14 protein-coding genes are annotated in these 17,287 nt (G+C 67.6%); 10 read left to right on the top strand and 4 right to left on the bottom strand.

Going from position 1 to position 17,287, the window contains the following annotated elements; translation table 11 throughout:
• Nucleotides 1-42: 42 nt before the first annotated feature.
• Nucleotides 43-657: an Rv3235 family protein gene (locus GOPIP_RS14030; protein ID WP_014360918.1), complete on the top strand. Its 615-nt coding sequence runs from the start codon at nt 43-45 to the stop codon at nt 655-657.
• 8 nt (nt 658-665) lie between these two features.
• Here GOPIP_RS14030 and GOPIP_RS14025 read toward each other — a convergent pair whose 3' ends face one another.
• Entirely contained in the window at nt 666-1,745 is a 1,080-nt protein-coding gene (locus GOPIP_RS14025; RefSeq protein ID WP_006370356.1) for a 2,3-butanediol dehydrogenase, read from the bottom strand.
• A gap of 145 nt (nt 1,746-1,890) precedes the next feature.
• Here GOPIP_RS14025 and GOPIP_RS14020 point away from each other — a divergent pair, with 145 nt between their 5' ends.
• From GOPIP_RS14020 to GOPIP_RS13995, 6 genes are all read left to right on the top strand, one after another.
• Nucleotides 1,891-3,333, top strand: coding sequence for a wax ester/triacylglycerol synthase domain-containing protein (locus GOPIP_RS14020; protein ID WP_006370355.1), 1,443 nt, complete (start codon nt 1,891-1,893; stop codon nt 3,331-3,333).
• A 76-nt stretch (nt 3,334-3,409) separates the two neighbouring features.
• Nucleotides 3,410-3,976: a DUF6912 family protein gene (locus GOPIP_RS14015; RefSeq protein WP_006370354.1), complete on the top strand. Its 567-nt coding sequence runs from the start codon at nt 3,410-3,412 to the stop codon at nt 3,974-3,976.
• Between the two features lie 115 nt (nt 3,977-4,091).
• Nucleotides 4,092-5,234 carry a ferredoxin reductase gene (locus GOPIP_RS14010; protein WP_050955267.1) on the top strand — a complete coding sequence of 381 codons (1,143 nt, stop codon included), beginning with the start codon at nt 4,092-4,094 and terminating at the stop codon, nt 5,232-5,234.
• A 121-nt stretch (nt 5,235-5,355) separates the two neighbouring features.
• Nucleotides 5,356-6,468, top strand: a complete 1,113-nt coding sequence (locus GOPIP_RS14005) for a GNAT family N-acetyltransferase (protein WP_006370352.1) — start codon at nt 5,356-5,358, stop codon at nt 6,466-6,468.
• A 145-nt stretch (nt 6,469-6,613) separates the two neighbouring features.
• A complete protein-coding gene (locus GOPIP_RS14000; protein ID WP_006370351.1) occupies nt 6,614-7,936 on the top strand; it encodes a fatty acid desaturase family protein in 1,323 nt (440 codons plus the stop codon).
• A 44-nt stretch (nt 7,937-7,980) separates the two neighbouring features.
• Nucleotides 7,981-9,198 carry a fatty acid desaturase family protein gene (locus GOPIP_RS13995; protein WP_006370350.1) on the top strand — a complete coding sequence of 406 codons (1,218 nt, stop codon included), beginning with the start codon at nt 7,981-7,983 and terminating at the stop codon, nt 9,196-9,198.
• On the opposite strand, the gene GOPIP_RS13990 is transcribed toward GOPIP_RS13995, so the two are convergent.
• Nucleotides 9,195-10,457: an MFS transporter gene (locus GOPIP_RS13990; RefSeq protein ID WP_006370349.1), complete on the bottom strand. Its 1,263-nt coding sequence runs from the start codon at nt 10,455-10,457 to the stop codon at nt 9,195-9,197. The genes GOPIP_RS13995 and GOPIP_RS13990 overlap by 4 nt on opposite strands.
• 90 nt (nt 10,458-10,547) lie before the next feature.
• On the opposite strand from GOPIP_RS13990, the gene GOPIP_RS13985 reads away from it, so the two are divergent.
• Nucleotides 10,548-11,450, top strand: coding sequence for a LysR family transcriptional regulator (locus GOPIP_RS13985; protein ID WP_244421151.1), 903 nt, complete (start codon nt 10,548-10,550; stop codon nt 11,448-11,450).
• A gap of 42 nt (nt 11,451-11,492) precedes the next feature.
• Nucleotides 11,493-12,512 carry a Gfo/Idh/MocA family protein gene (locus tag GOPIP_RS13980; protein WP_006370345.1) on the top strand — a complete coding sequence of 340 codons (1,020 nt, stop codon included), beginning with the start codon at nt 11,493-11,495 and terminating at the stop codon, nt 12,510-12,512.
• Between the two features lie 113 nt (nt 12,513-12,625).
• Here GOPIP_RS13980 and GOPIP_RS13975 read toward each other — a convergent pair whose 3' ends face one another.
• Nucleotides 12,626-14,041, bottom strand: coding sequence for a sugar porter family MFS transporter (locus GOPIP_RS13975; RefSeq protein WP_006370344.1), 1,416 nt, complete (start codon nt 14,039-14,041; stop codon nt 12,626-12,628).
• Nucleotides 14,042-14,149: 108 nt separating this feature from the next.
• On the opposite strand from GOPIP_RS13975, the gene GOPIP_RS13970 reads away from it, so the two are divergent.
• On the top strand, nt 14,150-15,190 hold the full coding sequence (locus tag GOPIP_RS13970; protein ID WP_020170499.1) for a LacI family DNA-binding transcriptional regulator: 1,041 nt from the start codon (nt 14,150-14,152) through the stop codon (nt 15,188-15,190).
• A gap of 532 nt (nt 15,191-15,722) precedes the next feature.
• Here GOPIP_RS13970 and GOPIP_RS13965 read toward each other — a convergent pair.
• A complete protein-coding gene (locus tag GOPIP_RS13965) occupies nt 15,723-17,216 on the bottom strand; it encodes a CoA-acylating methylmalonate-semialdehyde dehydrogenase (protein WP_006370341.1) in 1,494 nt (497 codons plus the stop codon).
• Nucleotides 17,217-17,287: the final 71 nt, after the last annotated feature.

Here is a 17,287-nt window from a genome sequence, read left to right as displayed (position 1 = left end):
GACAAAGTGGAACCGGGGCGCCCTGCGGTGCGTCCGATTTCCATGACCACAACCCTCACCGCCACCGTTCCCGCCGACGCTCCCGCTCGCGCAGGGGCTCATGCTCCCGTTCACGCGGTGGCCGATGCCCCCGTCGATCATCTGCGCGTCGTTGCCGCACCCGCCTACGAGCCGGTCGGGGAGCCGAGCCGGGCGACCGACGGGCCGCTGGTGACCGCGCCGCTCGGCACGCCGCCGGTGCGACGACCCGAGCCGGTGGCGGTACCGGCGGGAACGGTCGAGGCACGACGCGTTGCCGCGCGGACCATCACCGCACTGCTCGAGGTCCTCGATCGGCGGCGTCCGGCGGTACACCTGGAGACCGCGGTCTCCCCGCAGCTCTACGAACACATCGTCACCCTGCTGCGCCCCGACATCGCCCGGCCCGAGAACCGCGCCGTGGGCGTGAGCGCCCGCATCCGACGAATCCACATCCAGATGTGTGATCCGTCGACGGCGGAGATCTTCGGCAGTTTCGAGCGGGGTCGCCGGGTTCGCGCTTTCGCCGGACGCATCGAACGCGTCCCGGTTCGGGTGCGCCAGGCCGGCCGGGTCCGATCCAGCCTTCCGGTTCGGGTCGAATACCGGTGGCGGCTGGCGACGTTGGAGATGAGCTGAGCCGGCGCTCAGCGCACGCCCGCACCGGACGGCGACACCAGGATCTTCACCGCGGTTTCGTTGTGGTGCAACAACGTGTCGAAGCCCTCGTCGAGAAGCTGGTCGAGTCCGATGCGCCCGGTGATGAAGGGTGCGAGATCGACCTTGCCCTCCTCGACGAGCCGGATGGTCGCCGGATGACTGTTGACATAGGCGATGGTGCCGCGCATGTCGATCTCCTTGAGCACCAGCTTCTGCATGTCGAGCGTTCCGGGGTGACCCCAGATCGACACCACCACAAGGACTCCCGTCGGCTTGAGTGCATCGAAGAGGGTGTCGAGGGCAGGTTGCACCGAGGTGCATTCGAAGCCGACGTCGGCGCCGCGACCGTCGGTGAGGTCGCGGACGACCTGCACCACGTCCTGCGTCGACGGGTCGACGATGTGGTCACCGACACCGGTGTCACGTGCCTTCTCCCGGCGCAGCCGACTCGGTTCGCTGACGATCGTGGTGATGCCTTCGGCCTTGCACACCGCTGCGGTGAGCAGACCGATCGGGCCGGCTCCGGTGATCAACGCGACGTCCCCGGCGCCGGCGCCACTGCGTTGCACCGCATGGAAACCCACCGACAGGGGTTCGATCAACGCCGCCTGGTCGAGGGGAATGTCCTTGGACACCTTGTGGACCCAGCGTCGCTCGACGACGATCTTCTCGCCGAGCCCGCCGCCGCGACCACCGAGCCCGATGAAATTCATGTCGGCCGAGAGGTGATAGTTGTGGCTGTCCGGGCCGGTGTCGACGCCGTCGGCGATGATGTAGGGCTCCACGACGACGTGATCGCCCGGCGCGAGGTCCTCGACACCGTCGCCGACCGCCGAGACCACGCCCGACATCTCGTGTCCCAGCGTGATCGGCGCGCTCTCGCCGCTGATCGGCTGCGGATGCCCCGACGGCGGGATGAAGATGGGCCCGTCGGCGTACTCGTGCAGGTCGGTGCCGCAGATCCCACACCACGCCACGTCGATGGCGACCGTTCCGGGCTCGACGGTGGGCTCGTCGATGTCCTCGATCCGGATGTCCCCACGGTCGTAATAGCGTGCTGCGCGCATCATCAACTCCGTTCTTCTCCGGTGCCGGCGCACCGTCGTGGTCGTCGGTTCCTCGCCGGGCACTCTGGCATCGAGTGAAGAACCGAGCGCCCGGGTCGGGCAACAGTTGCCGAGGGGTTGCACCCGAGGCCTTACGATCGTCGATGTGGCCAATCGGTTGTCCCCGCGCGAGGCGATGTACTACTTCCTGGATCCGGCGGGCGCGACCAGCCATCTGGGGGCGCTGCTGATCTTCGACGATGCCGGCCCGCCCGCCGGGGCCGCACCCGACGGGGCCCAGCACGTCCTCGACTACCCCTCGCTGGTGTCGTTGGTGGAGAACCGGTTACAGCTCGCGCCGCGCTACCGGCAGATCGTCCTGCCGGTGACGATGGGTCTGGCGCGGCCGGTGTGGGTCGACGATCACGACTTCGACATCAACTTCCACATCCGCCGCTCCGGGCTGCCCCGCCCGGGCACCCTGGCCGAGCTCGGCGATCTGATCGCGCGCGTGATGTCGCGCCCGCTGGATCGGTCCCGGCCGCTGTGGGAGATGTATCTGATCGAGGGGCTCGAGGGCAACGGATATGCGGTGCTCACCAAGAGCCATCGGTGTCTGGTCGACGACTTCGCCGGACCCGAGATCAGTCAGGTGATCACCGACGAGACCGCCGACGTCGTCCAGTACGAGCCCGACCTGTGGATGCCCGGACACCCACCTGGTGCGACGTCGCTGGCGATCGGTGCACTCGCCGAGGCGGTGTCGCGGCCGGGGGAGTTCATCGATTCGGTCGTCACCGGCAACGGCGTCGTCGGGGGTGTCCGCACGGTCGTCGACTCCACGGTGCGTCGCATCGGCGATCTGATCGGGGACGTGACCGACTCGGCGCCGCAGAGTCCGCTGAATTCGCCGGGCAGTTCCTCGCAGATGTTCGCGGTGTCCTCGGTGCCCCGTCGTGACTGCGCCAAGATCGCCGAACACCACCGCTGCACCGTCAACGATGTGGTGCTGGCGATCGTCAGCGGCGTGATGCGCCGATGGCTGTTGTCCTTCGACGTCGCCGCACCCATCACCGACACGGTCCGCGTCGAGATCCCGCTGTCGACCCGGGATCCGGGGGTGGCACCGGACGCCGAGCGGGATGCCACGTGGATCGATGTGGGTACCCCGGGCTTCGTGACGGATCTGCCCGTGGGAGAGGACAATCCGAAGGTGCGACTCTCGCAGGTCGCCGCGCTCGCCGATCGGTACGCCCAATCGTCGCGCCGGGTGACACTCGGTCCGCGTCCGCTGCTTCCCGAACTCGGTATGGTGCCGTTCCCGGAATTCAGCTCGTGGGCCTTCCGGTCGTTGGGCACTCGGGGCTACAACATCCCCCTGTCCATCACCAGCTCGCCGGTGTCGGATCGATATGTCTTGGGGCGCAAGGTGAGTGCTCTGCATGCGGTGCCGGGCCTGATCGCCGGACATGCGCTGTCGATCGGGGTGGTGGAGTATCTCGACCGGTTGAACTTCGCGTTCACCGCCGACCGCGGCGTGATCGGTGATCTGCCCGCCCTCGCGGGTTATGTCGCCGAGTCGTTCGAGGAATTACTGGGGGCGCAATGACTGGGAGCGATCGCGTGGTCACGCCCACCGCCGCCGGCCAGTAGGGTGAGCGCGTGCAGAAGCGAAGGACTCATCGATGAGGGTGTACTTTCCGGCGACGTTGACGATGTTGATGGAACTCGACGAGTCGGGTGAGTTCCGCCCGGTCGGCGGAACGGGATTCGCGCTGACCCCGGCCCTGCGCGAATCGTTCCTGTCAGGCGACGACGAGGAACTCGCCGAGGTCGCGATGCGTGAGGCCGCGCGGGCGTCGTTGCGGCTGCTCGCCGGTGAGGCCCCCGCACCCGGTGACGCCCACGCCGATGCCGAACTCGCCGCCGATGCGGCGGGTACCAAGCCCGGTGTCACCCCGAAGCTGCCACCGCGTCGGGCCGTCGTGGCCGCCGACGTCGAGAACCCCACCCTGCATCCCGAACTCGACGACGCCGTGGTCCGTGTCGCCGGACCGATCCCGCGCTCGGCCGTCGCCTCGGTGCACGTCGACGGGGCCGACGCCGAGGCCGCGGTGCGCAACGCCGTGGTCGTCATCGACGCCGCCGACCTCGGTGACGAGGACGCCGAACTGGCCGTCGGCGACGTCGAGGATCACGACCTGGGGTGGTATGCCACCCAAGAGCTGCCGTTCCTCCTCGAACTGCTCTGAGACGCCACACCGCCCCGGCGACAACCGCTGACGGCCGGTCGCCGACACGCTAACCTACGCTCCCGTAGGTTACGGTGGTCCGGTGAGCGGATCGACGAGTTCGAGGATGGGCGCCATGAAGATCAGGGCTGGGGGAATCAGCATTCGGGACATCCGGGAGCGATTCGAGGAACCGGTGTCGGGGATCGCCGCCCGGACCAGGGGCGGGCAGTGGATTCGGGCTGCTGTTGCCCGGGTGACCACCCCGCTGCTGCCCGACGACTATCTGCATCTGGCCAATCCGCTGTGGTCGGCGCGCGAACTGCGCGGCAAGATCGTGTCGGTCACCGCCGAGACCGAGGACTCGGCGACCATTCGGATCCGCCCGGGGTGGGGATTCTCCTTCGACTACGTGCCCGGTCAGTACATCGGCATCGGCGTGCTCGTCGACGGTCGGTGGACCTGGCGCTCCTACTCGCTGACCTCCGTCCCCGACACGACGCGCGACGAGGGGACCATCGCCATCACCGTCAAGGCGATGCCGGAGGGCTTCCTGTCCTCGCATCTGGTCAACGGCCTGACGCCGGGCACCGTCGTGCGGTTGGCCGCACCGCAAGGTGAATTCGTGCTCCCGCAACCACTTCCGGACAAGATCTTGTTCGTCACGGCCGGCAGTGGCATCACGCCGATCATCTCGATGCTGCGCACCATGGCTCACCGCCACCAGCGCACCGACATCCGGCTCATCCATTCCACCCCGACGCCCGCGGATCTGCTCTTCGGCGACGAACTGGCCCGCTTGCACGCCGACGGCGTCATCGATCTGCACATCCAATACACCCGGACCGACGGCAAGGTGACCCCGGACTCGCTGACCGCACTGTGTCCGGATTGGACGCAGCGGCAGACGTGGGCGTGCGGACCGGGCGCCTTCCTCGACATGGTCTCCGGTGTGTTCGCCGACGGTCATGCCGATCTACTGCACATCGAGCGGTTCGCCCTCGAGCGTGGCGTGGTGGGCGCGGTGGGCGGGACGGTGACGTTCGGCCGTTCCGGGCGCACGCAGGACGTCGACGGCGCCACCACTCTGCTCGAGGCGGGGGAGTCGGCGGGTGTCCTGATGCCGTTCGGGTGCCGCATGGGTATCTGTCAGAGCTGTGTGGTGATGCTCGACCGCGGATGCGTTCGCGACCTGCGGTCGGGCGTCGAACATGTCGAGGGTGAACGCATCCAGACCTGCGTCAGCGCGGCGGCGGGGGACTGCACCCTCGACGTCTGACAGCGCGCTGCGACGCCCCGCCGCCGTGCCCGGACCCGATCGATCGGGTGCAAACATCGCCCCGTCGCCGCAGACCCGTTAGGCTCGAACACGGCTGCTGTCGACCACGGAGGAGATCCGCGTGCGAGCCGAAGTGTCCCGACTGTCCGAAACGACCGAGGTTCCGGTCTGCTCCGACGGGGTGGTCACCCTGCGGGCACACCGGGGCGACGACATCGATCGCGTGGTCGGTTATGCCACCGACCCGCTGACCATGCGCTGGGCGCGCATGCCCTCGCCCTACGGCCGTTCCGACGCCGAGCGATTCATCGACGGGGCCCTGCGGGGGTGGGACGACGGCGACTCCATGACCTGGGCGATCGAGCACGAGGGCCGATTCGTCGGCAGCGTCGAACTGCAGGGCGCCGGGCGGATCGTCGAGGTCGGATTCGTCCTGCACCCCGATGCCCGGGGAGCGGGTCTCGCGCGTCGCGCGGTGGTGCTCGCGATGACGTATGCGGCCGCCGAACGCGACGTGGAGGTCGTGCGGTTCCACGCCGCCGAGGGCAATCTGGCGAGCCTTCGGGTCGCCCACGCCGCCGGGTTCACCCTGCTCGCGCGCCTGCCGGACTGGCTCGAGATGAACAGCCGCGTTGTCGACGCGTGGTGTGCGAAGTGGCATGCCGGCGACGACTTCGCACCGAAATCGCGGTGGCATGCCACCACCTTCGACACCGAACGATTCCGGTTGCGCCCGCTGGCCGAGAAGGATGACGAGCGGATCCGCGAGACCCTCGACGACCCGATCTCGCGCAAATACCTCTTCGAGCGCCCCGATCCGCTGTCGGTCGAACATGCGGCACTCGAACGCACCCGTAAGTGGTGGACCGCTGCTTGCGGGAACACCTGCACCTGGGCGGTCGCCGATCAGGAGACCGACGAATACATGGGCGACATCTCGATCTTCGCGATCGACGACGTCACCGGCGCCGAGATCGGCTTCTACACGCATCCGGCGTCGCGCGGCAAAGGTGTTCTGGGAGAAGCATTCCCGGCGGCGGTGCGCCACATCTTCGATGTCCTCGACATCCGGCGGCTGACGATGTTCGCCGCCGCCTCCAACGAGGGCAGTCGGGCGCTCGCCCGCAACGCCGGTTTCACCGAGTTCGGCACCCAGCCCCTGGCCGCGAGTTCCGACGGCCACATCGAGGATCTCGTCGGGTACGAGCTCCTGCGGGAGAACTGCACACTCTGAGCGGTCCCGACCGAGGTCGCACCGATGTCTGTTTCACCAAGGCTGGACAGCTCGCGCCCAGTAACCTACGCTATCGTAAGTTACGGAAACGTAGCCGTAGGCCGGAGCGGATTGTCCCGGCCGCGGCGTGAGGTGAGAGGAACCCATGGCGATCACCGACATCCCCGAATACGCCCACCTGTCCGAGTCCGACGTCGAGGCCCTCGGCGCCGAACTCGATGCCATCCGGGCCGACATCGAGGCGGCACGCGGAGAGCGTGACGCCCGCTACATCCGCAACACGATCCGCTTCCAACGCGGACTCGAGCTCGCCGGTCGGACGATGATCGCCGGCTCGCGCAATCGCGGGCTGTGGTGGGCGGGTGCAGCCACCCTCGGCGTCGCCAAGATCGTGGAGAACATGGAGCTCGGGCACAACGTGATGCACGGGCAGTGGGATTGGATGAACGATCCCGAGGTGCACTCGACCACGTGGGAGTGGGACAACACCGACCCATCGGCGCATTGGAAGCACACCCACAACTACATCCATCACAAGTACACCAACGTGCTCGGCATGGATGACGACGTGGGCTATGGGCTGCTGCGCGTGACGCGCGATCAGCGGTGGCGGCCGTTCTACCTGGGCAACCTGGTGTACAACACGCTGCTCGCGCTGTTGTTCGAATACGGCGTTGCCGCACAACATCTCGAGCTCGGCAAGAAGCGCCGCACCCCCGAGGCCAAGGAACAGTTCCGCCGGGATCTGGCCGACGTGGGCCGCAAGGTGGGCAGGCAGCTCGCCAAGGACTATGCCGTGCAGCCGACCCTGGTCGCCGCCGCAGCGGTGGTGTTGGGTGGCGACAAGCGGGATGCCGCAACGGCTTTCCGCAAGGCGGCGACCGCCGACGCGATGGCCAACGTCATCCGCAACCTGTGGACCAACGCCGTCATCTTCTGCGGGCACTTCCCGGACGGCGCCGAGAAGTTCACCAAGCAGGACGTCGACTCCGAGACGCAGGCCGAGTGGTATTTGCGACAGATGTTGGGCAGCGCCAACTTCCGGTGCGGACCGGTGCTGGCATTCATGAGCGGCAACCTCTCCTATCAGATCGAGCACCACATCTTCCCCGACCTGCCGAGCAATCGGCTCGCCGAGATCGCGGTGCGGGTGCGCGCGCTGTGCGAGAAGTACGACCTGCCCTACACCACCGGCTCGTTCCCGCTGCAGTACGCGAAGTCGTGGCGCACCATCGCCAAGCTGTCGCTGCCGAACAAATACCTCTCGGCCACCGCCGACGACGCACCCGAGACCGCGTCCGAACGTCGTTTCAAGCAAGGTCTGCCCGAGGGCACCCGATTGCATGCGACCGTCGACCCGTTGACCGGGCGGCGCCGCGGACTGCGCTCGGCGATCAAGTCCCTGCGCGAGCGTCGGCGGACCCGAGTGGGACGATCGTCCCAGGTGGTGGAGCGTCGCGCGGCATGAGGCGGGCTCCCCGTCTCGGCGCCGCAAGCGCATAATGGACACCGATGGCAATCACCGACATCAATGAGTACGCCCACCTGACCGACGCCGACGTCGAGGCGCTCGGGGCCGAACTCGACGCGCTGCGCCGCGAGATCGAGGCCGACCGCGGGGTGCGCGACGTCACCTACCTGCGGCGCACGATCCTCGCACACCGGGTCCTCGAGGTCGCCGGGCGTCTCGCGCTGCTCGGCAGCCATCGGCGGTCGTTGTGGCTGCTGGGCACCGGCGCGCTCGCAGTGGCCAAGATCATCGAGAACATGGAGCTCGGGCACAACGTGATGCACGGGCAGTGGGATTGGATGAACGATCCCGAGGTCCACTCGACGACGTGGGAATGGGACATGGTGTGCGCGTCGCCGCACTGGAAGCACTCCCACAACTACATCCATCACAAGTACACCAACGTCGTCGGCATGGATCACGACGTCGGCTACAAGATCCTGCGGGTCACCCGCGACGAGCCCTGGGAACCGCGCCGCGCGCTGCAGCCGCTGTTCAACGTCATCCTGGCGGCCACCTTCGAATGGGGCATCGGCCTGCACGACCTCGCGCTCAAAGAGGTCATTCAGGGCGAGAAGCCCAAAGAGGTCGCGATCCCGCAGATGAAGGAATTCGGTCGCAAGATCGGCAAGCAGGTCGCCAAGGACTATGTGTTGTTCCCGGCGCTGACCGGCCCGAATTTCCGGCACACCCTGACCGCGAATCTGACGGCGAATCTGATCCGCAACCTGTGGGCGTACGTGGTCATCTTCTGCGGTCATTTCCCGGACGGCGCGGAGAAGTTCACCGTCGACACCCTCGAGGACGAGACCCAGGGTCAGTGGTATCTGCGACAGATGTTGGGCAGCGCCAACTTTCACGCAGGCCCGGCCATGGCGTTCATGTCGGGGAACCTCTGCTACCAGATCGAGCACCATCTCTATCCCGATCTGCCGAGCAATCGGCTCGCCGACATCTCGGTGCGCGTGCGTGAACTGTGTGAGAAATACGATCTGCCCTACACGACCGGCTCGCTGTGGGTGCAATACGGCAAGACGCTGCGCACCATCAACAAACTCGCGTTGCCGGACCGGTTCCTGCGCGACACCGCCGACGATGCACCCGAGACGGCGTCGGAACGGCGCTTCGCGGGCATCGACAAGGCGCTCGGTCTGCGCTCGGCCATCGCCGAGGCCCGGCGCAGGCGGCGGTTGCGCCGTCGCGCGCTGAGTTCGCGCTAGACCGCCTGGACTTCGCCGCGCAGCCGTTGCTGCGCGGCGACTCCTTGCACCGAGTGCTCGCGCTCACCGATTGCGAACGCCGCCCACAGCACGATGCCGAGTACTGCGGTGGCCGCACCCGCAGCGCACACCAGGTTCCAGCCGCCGATCTGATACGCCCATCCGCCGAACGCCGAACCCGCGACGCCACCGGCGAAGTAGGCCACCATGTAGGCGGTCGTCAGCCGAGAGCGTGCCTCGCCGTCGAGCGAGTACACCGCGGCCTGGTTGGCGATCTGCACGCCCTGCACGCCGAAATCGAAGACGAGAAGCGCCAGGATCAGCACCAACACCTGATGCGCACCCGCCCACAGCAGCCCCCAGCTGAGAAGCTGGACGACCCACACGCCGTACTGGGTGTGGCGCAGATAGCCGCGGTCGGCGAGTCTGCCGACCCGCGGGGCGGCCAGTGCGCCGGCCACCCCGGCCAGACCGAACAGCCCGATCTCGGCGTCGGAGAAGTGATACGACGAGCCGTGCGCTCCGGCGAGCAGGAACGCGATCGCCGTCCACATCGCGGAGAAGGCGGCCATGTTCAGCCCGCCGAGCACCATGCGGTGTCTCAGGACGTTCTCCGTGCGGATCAGCGTCGCGATCGAGGCCAGCACACGCGGATACGAGGTGCTGTTCGAGCGCTCGACCGCGGTGTGCGGCGCCCGCCACCACACGGCCGCGGCCATCATCACCTGCATGACCGCGGCGACGACGAGCACGGTGCGCCAGCCGCCCGCCTGCGCGATGAGACCCGACAGGACGCGCGAGAACAGGATGCCGACGAGCAATCCGCTCATCACCGTGCCGACGACGGCGCCGCGTTCACTCGGCCCGGCCACCGCCGCGGCCCACGGCACGACCACCTGCGCCGCCGACGCCGACACCCCGACCGCGAACACCATGATCATCAGGACCGCGTAGGTGGGTGCCGCCGCGGCGATCGCCAAACCGATGCACGACACGACCAGCAGCCCGCCGACGAGCCGTCGGCGGTCCAGGAAGTCGCCTAGCGGTACGACCAGAGCCAGACCGATCAGATAGCCGACCTGGGTCACCGAGATGATCAGGCCCGCGGCCGTCGTCGAGACGTGGAGGTCGCCGCCGACCTCGTGCAGCAGGGGCTGCAGGTAGTAGAGACAGCCCGCCGAGGACCCCGCGGTCACCGCGAACAACAGCACGATCACCCGGCTGAGTCGGGTGGTCGGGGAGGAGGTCGTCGACGCCATGTACCCATGGTGCGGCCCGGTCGTCGTGAAGAAAAGCGATAGATTCTGATGGCCACATCTACATCGAAGATGATGGCCAGGTCGGCGGGGGTGAGTGAGAGGGCGATCACGATGGAACTGCGACAACTCGACTACTTCCTCGCGTGCTGTGAGCATGGCACCTTCACCGCTGCGGCACGGTCGATGCAGGTCGTGCAGTCGGCGGTGTCGACGTCGGTGGCCAAACTCGAGCGCGAGGTCGGCGCGCCACTCTTCGATCGCACCCCGACCACGCTGGTGCTCACCGAGGCCGGGCGCGCTGTCGTCGAACCCGCTCGAGCCGCGGTCCGGGCGCGCGCCGAGATCGTCGACGCCCTCGCGGCGCTGCGCGGGGACATCCGCGGTGATGTCGCGGTGGGTGCCTTGGTCAACATCGTCACCATCGATCTCGCGGAGGCGTTCGGGGCGGTGCATCGGCGGCATCCGGGTGTCGCGATCGCGATGCGGCAGAATCCGCAGGGCAGTCAGGGCAACATCCGCGGGCTGCGCGACGGAACGCTGGATCTGGCACTGCTCGGCGGTCCGGATCAGGAGATCCCCGGCATCACCGTGTACCGGCTGGCCCGAGAGCCCCTGGTGCTGGTGGCCCACCCCGACCACCGGCTGGTTCGGGCCGGCGGCTTCACTGCCGCGGATCTCGCCGCCGAACGCACCATCGACTATCCGCCCGGGTGGGGTACCCGCGCGGTGACCGACAAGTGGCTCCCGCACCGCCGATCGGTGATCGAGGTGGCCGATCAAGAGTTCGGTATCCGATTGGCGCTCAACGATTTCGGGGTGACCTTGGTGCCCTGGAGCGTCGCCCACGACCACGCCGGTGCGGTGGGGGTGCCCTGCACCGACCGCGATCTCGACTGGGTTGTCTCGATCGCGCACTCCTCTGTGCGCTCGCCATCGACGGCCGCCCGGGCGGTACTCGACATCGTCCGGGAGGTGACGACACGGACTGCCTGACGCTACATTTGTACCAATGTCCGGACAAATGAAGTGGAGTCGATGGTGAGACTGGGATTGGTCGGTTACGGCGCGGGTGGACGGATCTTCCATGCGCCCTATATCCAGGCGGTACCCGAGATCGAGCTGGCCGGGGTGGTCACCCGCAACCCCGATCGTCGCCGCGAGGTGGCGACGGATCTTCCGGGTGTTGCGGTCTTCGACTCACTCGGCGATCTGCTCGATGCCGGCGTGGACGCGGTGACCATCACCACGCCGCCGCAGACGCGCCGTGATCTGGTGCTCGAGGCGGTGTCGCGGGGCGTGCACGTGGTGGCCGACAAGCCCTTCGCGCCGGATGCCGACGGCGGTCGGGAACTGGAGCGGGCGGCGGCGAAAGCCGGTGTGTTGCTGAGTGTGTTCCACAATCGCCGCTTCGACGCCGACTTCGCGACCGTCACCGGTGTGCTGCCCGAACTCGGTGACCTCTGGCGGGTGGAGTCGCGGTATGACCTCGACGAGGCCGCCGGACTCGACGCAGGCCCCACGGGTGGACTGTTGCGCGACATCGGCGCACACCTCGTCGATCAGATGCTCACCCTGCTGGGGCCGGTCGAGTCGGTGTACGCCCACCTCGACCGGGTGGATCTGCCGGCCGGTCGGACCGACTGTGGATTCAGCGTGTCGATGACCCACCGCAGCGGCGTCTTCTCCACGGTGACCTCGAGCAAGCTCAACCACGTCGTGTCGCGACAGTGGCGGCTTTACGGTTCGCTCGGCGCATACCTCAGCGACGGCACCGACGCGCAGACCGAGCAGATCCTCGCGGGCAAGCGGCCGGTCGACGATCCGGCGGGGTGGGGATTCGAACGTCCCGACCGGCTCGGGACGCTGCACACCGCCGCTGGCGCCCGGACGGTCCCGTCGGCGCAGGGGCGTGCCGACGAGTATTATCGGCGATTCGCCGCAGCGGTGGATCACGGTGCGCCCCAGCCTGTCCCGGCGTCGGAGGGCGTTGCGGTGCTCGAGGTGCTCGACGCCGCACGACGCAGCGCCGACGAAGGGGTCCTCGTACGCCTCTGACGACCCTGCATCTCTGACGACCCTGCGTCTCTGACGACCGAACCCCGTGGGCGAGACCGAATGGTCTCGCCCACGGGGTTCGTCGGTGTTCGGTTGTCGTGCCGTGCCTGCGGTCAGGCTGCTGCGGTCACCGCGGCCGGGCTGCGGCTGTCGTGATGGGCTTCGAGGTGCTCCTCGAGGCCTTCGAGGGTGATGCCCTTGGTCTCCGGCACCGATCGGTACACGAAGGCCAGCGAGGCGAGATTGACCAAGACGAACAGTCCGAAGGTTCCGGTCGAGCCGAGTGCCGAGTTGAGCACCGGGAACAGGAACGAGATCAGCGCGTTGGTGCACCAGAGGACGAAGACCGCGATGCCCATCGCGAAGCCGCGGACGCTGAGCGGGAAGATCTCCGAGAGCAGCAGCCACACGCAGGTGCCGATGAACATCTGCACGAAGGCGACGAAGGCCACCATGCACGCGAGGATGATGTAGCTGCGTGAGGTCGTCTGCGGCAGCAGGAATGCCAGGGCGAGGGCGGCCTGGGTGATCGCGACGCCCGAGAAGCCGATCAGCAGCATGGTGCGGCGGCCGATGTAGCCCAGCAGGATGATGCCGATGATGGTGGTGACCACCGAGGTGACGCCGACCGCGATGGTCGCGATGAGTGCGGCGCTGACGCCCAGTCCGCTCTGCTCGAGGATCGTCGGTGCGTAGTAGTTCACGGTGTTGATGCCGGTTGCCTGCTGGATGATGGCCAGCCCGCAACCGATCAGCACGATCCGTCGAATCCACGGCACGTCGCGCACCACCGACAGCGGGGTGCGGCCACCGCGCATGTGCGTGATGTGATCGACGATGGTCGCGTACTCGGCGTCGGCCTCGTCGGGTGTACGGCTGCGGCCCAGGACGTTTCGTGACTCATCGAGGCGTCCTTTGAGGGCGTACCAGCGCGGCGAGTCGGGCAGGGCGAGCATGCCCAGCAACAGTGCGACCGCGGGCACCGCGGCGACGGCGAGCATGACGCGCCACACGTGCGGGTCGGTGACGATGTGGTCGAGCAGCGCGTTCATGGCGAAGGCCAACATCTGACCGGTGACGATCATCAACTCGTTGATGGTGACCATCCGGCCACGACGCTCGGCGGGCGCCATCTCGGCCAGATAGAGGGGGCAGGTGACCGCCGCGGCGCCGACGCCGAGGCCGAGGATGATGCGGGCGATGACCATGATCGCCACATTCGGGGCGAGGGCGCAGCCGACGGCGCCGACCAGGAAGACCAGGCCGCACAGCAGCAGCGTGCGCTTGCGCCCGAGCCGGTCGGCCACGCGGCCGCCGAACAGTGCGCCGAAGGCGGCGCCGGGGAAGAGTAGGGCGCTGACGACGGTGGCTTCGCCGAAGGCCGAGAGGTGGAGATCGTCTTTCATGTAGAGCAGCGCACCGGAGATCACTCCGGTGTCGTAGCCGAAGAGCAGTCCGCCGAGAGTGGCGATGACGGTGAGCTTGGTGAGAAACCGCCTGTTGGAAGCGGCTGATGTCGTCGTAGACATGGAAACCTCGATTTCCTGGGGAACTAACGCGCGTTACTAACGCGTGTGAGTAGTACTATGTCCTGACAAAGCGATTGTGTCAAGCGTCACTCGGAAACGGGGTTAGTCATGACGACCACTGCAGGGTCCCGGCGTCGGCGACCGACCATGGCCGACGTGGCCGAACGCGCCGGCGTGTCGCGCACTTTGGTCTCGTTCATCCTGGCCGGCAAGCCTGGTGCGGGGGAGGAGACGCAGCTGCGCGTGCTCGCCGTCGCCGAGGAGTTGGGTTACCGTCCCGACTCGGTCGCCCGGATGCTCGCCCGGGGGCGGAGCCGCACTCTCGGCGTGCTGGTCGACATGTCGCAGTTGTTCCAGTCCGAGCTCGTCACCCACATGTATCCGGCGGCCGAGGCGCTGAACCACGACGTGTTGTTGACGGCGAACCTGCCGGAGCGCTCGGAGGTGTCCTCGCTCGAGCGGCTGATCGATCACCGCTGCGGTGCCCTGATCGTGCTGGGGCCGCACACCGACGGCGCCGAGTTGCTCCCGGTGGCGGCACGCGCACCGATGGTGGTGGTGGGCCGGACGTTGACCGAGGACGTACTGCATGCGGGCGCAGTGGCGACGGTGCGCACCGACGACCATCTCGGCATGGCGCAGGCCGTGGATTATCTTGTGGGACTGGGTCACCGGGACATCCTGCACGTCGACGGCGGTGACGGTCCGGGGGCCGGCGACCGTACCCTCGGCTACCGCACGGCGATGCAACGACACGGGCTCTCCGAGCACATCGCGATCGTGGCCGGCGCGCATCGTGAGGATGCGGGTGCGCGCGCCGCACGAGAACTCCTGGGGCGCAGCAGGTTACCGACAGCCATCCTCGCCGGCAACGACCGCTGCGCGCTCGGGCTGCTCGACGTGTTCACCCGAGCCGGTGTCGACGTCCCCGGCGACATCTCGCTCGTCGGCTACGACGACAGCCTGCTGTCCGACAACCCCCGGATCGATCTGACCACGATCCACCAGGACGCAACCGGAATGGCCACCACCGCAGTCGATCTCGCCGTCGCAATGCTCACCGACCAGTCCGACGGCGGCGATGACGTCGTGCTCGAACCCTCGCTGAAAGTGCGCGGCACGACGGCTCCACCCCGCGAGCAGCGGTAGTGCCGGGTGGTCGCCGAGCGCCTCCCGGTTGGCCTTCCCCAACCGATCGGTCGCCGAGCCCCCCGGATGGTCGCCCCCCGGATCGATGGTCGAGGTGCGAGGCGCGTGCGCCGAGCCTCGAGACCGCTTGCCGTGGTGCTGGTTCCGGACCACCACACAAAGAATCCCGCTCGCAGCGGGGTCTCGAGGCCTCGTCGCTGGCGCTCCTCGGCACCTCGACCATCGGGGAAAGGTGACGGTGCGCTCCCCTTCGTTCGGGAAAGACGACGGGACGTTTCCCCCTCGATCGAGAGAGCGGACGGGGCGTTCCCCTCGATCGGGGTGGTGTCCCCCTCCCGATGGTCGAGGTGCGAGGCGCGTGCGCCGAGCCTCGAGACCGCTTGCCGTGATGCTGGTTCCGGACCACCACACAAAGAATCCCGCTCGCAGCGGGGGCGTGCCGCGAGCGGGATTCCCGGGTGTGGATGCGTCGACTCAGGTAGCCGCCGTACGCCGACTCATCGCACAGGCGTGATCCTCCGGGGAGTTGATCTCAGGCGTTCTGGGGGAAGCCGAGGTTGAGTCCGCCGTGGGAGGGGTCGAGCCAGCGGCTGGTGATGGCTTTGGCGCGGGTGAAGAAGTGGATGCCTTCGGTGCCGTGGGCGTGGGTGTCGCCGAAGAGGGAGGCTTTCCAGCCGCCGAAGCTGTAGTAGGCCATGGGGACGGGGATGGGGACGTTGATGCCGACCATGCCGACTTCGACTTCGTTCTGGAAGCGTCGGGCGGCGCCGCCGTCGTTGGTGAAGATGGCGGTGCCGTTGCCGTAGGGGTTGGAGTTGATCAGTTCGAGGGCTTGGTCGTAGGAGTCGACGCGCACGACCGACAGGACGGGTCCGAAGATTTCGTCGGTGTAGATGCTCATGTCGGGGGTGACGTTGTCGAACAGGGTTGGCCCCAACCAGAACCCGTCGGCTCCGCCGTCCGCTTCGACACCACGGCCATCGAGAACGACGGTCGCGCCGGCTTGTTCGCCGGCGTCGACGTAGGAGGCGACCTTGTCGCGGTGGGCGGCGGTGACCAGCGGTCCCATGTCGGAGTTCTTGGTGCCGTCACCGGTTGTGATGGTTCGGGCGCGTTCGGTGATCTTGGCGACCAGTTCGTCGGCGATGTCGCCGACGGCCACGGCCACGCTGATGGCCATGCAGCGTTCGCCGGCGGAGCCGAAGCCGGCGTTGACCATGGCGTCGGCGGCGAGGTCGAGGTCGGCGTCGGGCAGGATGATGGCGTGGTTTTTCGCGCCGCCGAGGGCTTGGACGCGTTTACCCGCGGCGGTGCCGGTGGCGTAGACGTATTGGGCGATCGGGGTGGAGCCGACGAAGCTGATGGATTTGATCGACGGGTTGGTGAGTAGTTCGTCGACGGCGGTCTTGTCGCCTTGTAGGACGTTGAACACGCCGTCGGGCAGTCCGGCTTCTTTCCAGAGTTCGGCCAGCCAGATCGACGCGGTGGGGTCCTTTTCGGAGGGTTTGAGGACCACGGTGTTGCCGGCGGCGATGGCGATGGGGAAGAACCACATGGGGACCATGGCGGGGAAGTTGAAGGGGGAGATGATGCCGATGGGTCCGAGGGGTTGGCGGATGTTGAAGACGTCGACCTTGGTGGAGGCGTTTTCGGTGAATCCGCCCTTGAGCAGGTGCGGGATGCCGCAGGCGAATTCGACGACTTCCTGGCCGCGGGAGATCTCGCCGAGGGCGTCGGAGAGGACTTTGCCGTGTTCGGCGGTGATGATCTGAGCCAGCTCGCCCTTGCGCTCGTTGAGCAGTTCCCGGAAGCGGAACAGGATGGAGGTGCGCTTGGCCAGCGAGGTGTCACGCCAGGCGGGGAACGCCGCCGCGGCGGCGTCGATCACCGCGCGGGCGTCGGCGTCATTGGCCAACGCGACCTGCCCGGTGACCTGTCCGGTCGCCGGATTCGTCACCGGCGCAGTGGCATTCGAGGTACCCGGGTAGGGCTTGTTGTTGGCCCAGTGGGAGACGGTGGTGGACATGGAGGTACTCCTGTTCTGCGACGTGTGCAGTCACGCGACGCCGAAATCAGTGGGGGACTGGGTGTGTGGGC

Source organism: Gordonia polyisoprenivorans NBRC 16320 = JCM 10675 (assembly GCF_000241325.1).
Taxonomy (GTDB): domain Bacteria; phylum Actinomycetota; class Actinomycetes; order Mycobacteriales; family Mycobacteriaceae; genus Gordonia; species Gordonia polyisoprenivorans.
This window is presented reverse-complemented; position numbering and strand designations above follow the sequence as displayed.

What these genes read in the sequence shown, in the direction of transcription:
- GOPIP_RS14010 (WP_050955267.1), top strand. Translation starts at nt 4,092, where the DNA reads ATGAAGATCAGGGCTGGGGGAATCAGCATTCGGGACATCCGGGAGCGA.
- GOPIP_RS13975 (WP_006370344.1), bottom strand. Translation starts at nt 14,041, where the DNA reads ATGTCTACGACGACATCAGCCGCTTCCAACAGGCGGTTTCTCACCAAG.
- GOPIP_RS13995 (WP_006370350.1), top strand. Translation starts at nt 7,981, where the DNA reads ATGGCAATCACCGACATCAATGAGTACGCCCACCTGACCGACGCCGAC.
- GOPIP_RS13980 (WP_006370345.1), top strand. Translation starts at nt 11,493, where the DNA reads ATGGTGAGACTGGGATTGGTCGGTTACGGCGCGGGTGGACGGATCTTC.
- GOPIP_RS14000 (WP_006370351.1), top strand. Translation starts at nt 6,614, where the DNA reads ATGGCGATCACCGACATCCCCGAATACGCCCACCTGTCCGAGTCCGAC.
- GOPIP_RS13990 (WP_006370349.1), bottom strand. Translation starts at nt 10,457, where the DNA reads ATGGCGTCGACGACCTCCTCCCCGACCACCCGACTCAGCCGGGTGATC.
- GOPIP_RS13970 (WP_020170499.1), top strand. Translation starts at nt 14,150, where the DNA reads ATGACGACCACTGCAGGGTCCCGGCGTCGGCGACCGACCATGGCCGAC.
- GOPIP_RS14015 (WP_006370354.1), top strand. Translation starts at nt 3,410, where the DNA reads ATGAGGGTGTACTTTCCGGCGACGTTGACGATGTTGATGGAACTCGAC.
- GOPIP_RS14025 (WP_006370356.1), bottom strand. Translation starts at nt 1,745, where the DNA reads ATGCGCGCAGCACGCTATTACGACCGTGGGGACATCCGGATCGAGGAC.
- GOPIP_RS13965 (WP_006370341.1), bottom strand. Translation starts at nt 17,216, where the DNA reads ATGTCCACCACCGTCTCCCACTGGGCCAACAACAAGCCCTACCCGGGT.
- GOPIP_RS14030 (WP_014360918.1), top strand. Translation starts at nt 43, where the DNA reads ATGACCACAACCCTCACCGCCACCGTTCCCGCCGACGCTCCCGCTCGC.